This window comes from Bradyrhizobium sp., from assembly GCF_016462955.1.
In the GTDB taxonomy this organism is placed as follows: Bacteria; Pseudomonadota; Alphaproteobacteria; order Rhizobiales; family Xanthobacteraceae; genus Bradyrhizobium.
Window position 1 is genome coordinate 10,587 of record NZ_JAEMSD010000147.1, and the last position, 3,471, is coordinate 14,057.

The 3,471-nt window shown below is 64.2% G+C and carries 4 protein-coding genes; all 4 read right to left on the reverse strand.

What is annotated here, in order from left to right:
* Positions 1-708 (reverse strand): NYN domain-containing protein (locus JHD07_RS16940; protein WP_291624232.1); only part of this gene is annotated, 708 nt, incomplete at its 3' end.
* Between the two features lie 52 nt (positions 709-760).
* Positions 761-2,230 carry a tripartite tricarboxylate transporter permease gene (locus JHD07_RS16945; RefSeq protein ID WP_291624238.1) on the reverse strand — a complete coding sequence of 490 codons (1,470 nt, stop codon included), beginning with the start codon at positions 2,228-2,230 and terminating at the stop codon, positions 761-763.
* A gap of 29 nt (positions 2,231-2,259) precedes the next feature.
* Positions 2,260-2,742 (reverse strand): tripartite tricarboxylate transporter TctB family protein, encoded by a 483-nt coding sequence (locus JHD07_RS16950; RefSeq protein WP_291624233.1) that lies wholly within the window; start codon positions 2,740-2,742, stop codon positions 2,260-2,262.
* The coding region (locus JHD07_RS16955; RefSeq protein ID WP_291624235.1) for a tripartite tricarboxylate transporter substrate binding protein at positions 2,739-3,471 on the reverse strand (733 nt) is incomplete at its 5' end. The genes JHD07_RS16955 and JHD07_RS16950, both read right to left, overlap by 4 nt.

The window sequence follows — 3,471 nt, forward strand, 5'->3', positions numbered from 1 at the left end:
AATTCGCACCGATCCGCCTTTCGCTTGCTCCTCAAGTTCGAAGGCGTTCGTCTTGCGCACAAGGTCGCTCAGCTTGCGGGAGCCGAAGGTCCTGGAATCGAAATCGGGGGCCAGGGCGATGAGTCGCTTTCCCATCTCGCCAAGATCGACCCAGCCGTCCTCGCTTTCCATCTGGGCGATGGCTTTCTTGATCACGGGAGTGGCGGCATCCGGGGGCTGGAGCGGCTGAGGCTTCGCAGCTGAATCCTGGTTGTTCGTCGTGCCGCCGCGCAGGTTCTCGGTATAGACGAATCGGCGACAGGCCTGCCGAAAGCTTTCTGGCGTCTTCTGCTCGCCAAAGCCAAAGACATCGATGCCCTGCTCTCGGATGCGTGCGGCAAGGCGCGTAAAGTCGCTGTCGGACGAGACCAGGCAAAAGCCATCGAAGCGTCCGCTGTGAAGCAGGTCCTTCGCATCGATGACCAGGGTGATGTCGGATGCATTCTTGCCCGTCGTATAGGCGAATTGCTGCTGCGGGATGATGGCGTGCTTCGACAAGATATCGGCCCAGGCCTTGCACCGCGCATTGGAGAAGTCGCCGTAGATGCGGCGAACACTGGCTTCGCCGATCTTGGCGATCTCCTCAAACAATCCATCCGCAATCCTAGCGGAGGCATTGTCGGCATCGATCAGGACGGCGAGACGGGGCGAGCGAACTTCGGACGGCATGGCGTATCCCCAGGAGTGACCGCAGCATCACACGATGCGTGCATCGAAATATTCAATCCTCGTTCGCCTTGAACCGCCCGAGCCCTTTCAGCACGAAGGGCGCCAGCAGTGCGATCAGCGCGATGCTGAGAAGCGTCGCCGAGATCGGGCTCTGCACCAGCGTCATGGGATCGCCGAGGCTTATCGCGAGCGCACGGCGTAGCTGGCTCTCGGCGATCGGGCCGAGGATGAGGCCGACCACGACGGGCGCGATCGGGAAATCGAACCGGCGCATCAAAAAGCCGAGCACGCCGAAGCCGGCCAGCATCGACAACTCCACAACCGACGGCTTGGCCGCGATCGTGCCCATGGTCGCGAACACGAGGATGCCGGCGTAAAGCCAGGGCTGCGGGATCGCGAGCAGCCGCACCCAGAGGCCGACCAGCGGCAGGTTGAGCACCAGCAGCATCATGTTGGCGATGAACAGGCTGGCGATCAGGCCCCACACCAGATCGGGCCGCTCGGCGAACAGCAGCGGGCCCGGGTTGAGGCCGTATTGCTGGAAACCCGCCAGCATCATCGCGGCTGTCGCCGAGGTCGGCAGTCCCAGCGTCAAGAGCGGCACCAGCGTGCCGGCGGCGGAGGCGTTGTTGGCGGCTTCGGGTCCGGCGACACCTTCAATCGCGCCCTTGCCGAATTCTTCGGGATGCTTCGTCAGCCGCTTCTCGGTCGAATAGGACAGGAAGGTCGGGATCTCCGCACCGCCTGCGGGCAGCGCGCCGATCGGAAAGCCGAACATGGTGCCGCGCAGCCATGGCTTCCAAGAGCGCTTCCAATCTTCCTTCGTCATCCACAGCGAACCGCGTACCGGCTCGAGCTTTTCCTCGGTGTGGTGGCGGCGTGACGCCACATAGAGCGCTTCGCCGACCGCGAAAAGGCCGACCGCGAGCGTCGTCACCTCGACGCCATCGAGCAACTCGGGGACGCCGAACGTAAGCCTCGCCTGGCCCGTCAACTTGTCGATGCCGACGAGGCCAAGGGTCAGGCCAATGAATAGGCTGGTCAGGCCGCGGATCGGGGAATCGCCGAAGGTCGCCGACACCGTGACGAAGGCGACGCACATCAGCGCGAAATAATCCTCAGGGCCGAAGCGGACGGCGACATCGACCAGCCATGGCGCGAGGAAGGCGAGCCCGATCGTAGCGATGGTCCCCGCAACAAAGGAGCCGATCGCGGAGGTGGCGAGCGCCGGCCCGCCGCGACCGGCTTTGGCCATCTTGTTGCCTTCCAGAGCGGTCGCCATCGAGGCGCTCTCGCCGGGCGTGTTGATCAGGATCGCGGTGGTCGAGCCGCCATACATGCCGCCGTAATAGATGCCCGCAAACATGATCAGCGAACCGCCGGGATCGAGCTTGTAGGTCACCGGCAGCAGCAGCGCGACCGTCAGCGCCGGGCCGATTCCGGGCAGCACGCCGACAGCCGTGCCGAGAAACACGCCGATCAGCGCATAAAGCAGGTTCATCGGCTGGATGGCGACGGCCATGCCGTGCGCCAGGGCCGCAAAAGTGTCCGTCACAACAGTCGCTCCAGCGGGCCGGTCGGCAGGCTCAGCGTCAACAACCGGTCGAACGCGAGATAGATGAGGATCGACATCACGAGCGCAATGATGGAGTCGACCACGATGGCACGGCGGCCGAAGGCCGCCGACGTCGTCACGAACAGCGCCGACGTCGCCAGGATGAAGCCACCGCCAAAGCCGATGATGGCGATCAGCAGGGCAAGTCCGATGAGGATCAGAAACACCGGAACCGGATCGGTGCTCTCGCGCGCCGGCAGATTGCCGCGCAATGCGTCAATGAAGTTGCCGATCGCAAGCAGTGTAAGGCCGCTGGCGACCACGACCGGCATTGCCTCCGGCCCCATCCCGTACATGGCGGTGGATTGCAGGCCGCGCGCGTCCCAGACCAGCACCGCGGCGAGACCTGCGAGCAGGGCAGCGATGACGAGGCCGGCACGATCGACGCGCCGCGGCTGGACGGGATCGCTCGAGGTCATGACTTGACCAGGCCAACCGATTTCAGCACGTCGGTGACACGCACCGTTTCCTTCTTCAGGAAGTCGGCAAAAGCGTCGCCACCGAGATAGGCGTCCGCCCAGCCCTTCTGCTTGAGGATTTCCTTCCAAGCGTCGGACTTCACCATCTTCTCGACCGCATCGCTCAAGGTCTTGCGCTGCTCCGGCGTGATGCCTGGAGGCGCGACCACCGAACGCCAGTTGGCGATCACGAGGTCGATGCCCTGCTCTTTGAAAGTCGGGATGTCGCTGCCCGGGATGCGCGCTTCCGACGTCACGCCGATCGCGCGCAACTTGCCGGACTTGATCTGCCCTTCATATTCGCTGAGGCCCGAAATGCCGGCCGTGACCTTGCCGCCGAGGATCGCCGCCAGCGACTCGCCGCCGCCGGAGAACGGGATGTAGTTGATCTTCTTGGCATCGGCGCCGACGGCGCCCGCGAACAATGCTGCCATGACATGGTCGACGCCGCCGGCCGAGCCGCCGGCGAAGGTCACCTTGGCGATATCGGCCTTCACCGCGGCAGCCAGATCCTGCGCATTCTTGATCGGCGAATTCGCGGGAACCACGATCACCTGGATCTCCTCGGTGAGGCGCGCGATCGGCGTCACCTGCTCCAGCGTCACCGGCGACTTGTTCATGGCGAGCGCCCCCACCATGACGAAGCCGTTGACCATCATCTGGTTGCCGTCGCCCTTGGCACCATTGACG

Excerpts from the sequence above, each read along its gene's own strand:
- JHD07_RS16950 (WP_291624233.1), bottom strand. The coding sequence starts at position 2,742 with ATGACCTCGAGCGATCCCGTCCAGCCGCGGCGCGTCGATCGTGCCGGC.
- JHD07_RS16945 (WP_291624238.1), bottom strand. The coding sequence starts at position 2,230 with ATGGCCGTCGCCATCCAGCCGATGAACCTGCTTTATGCGCTGATCGGC.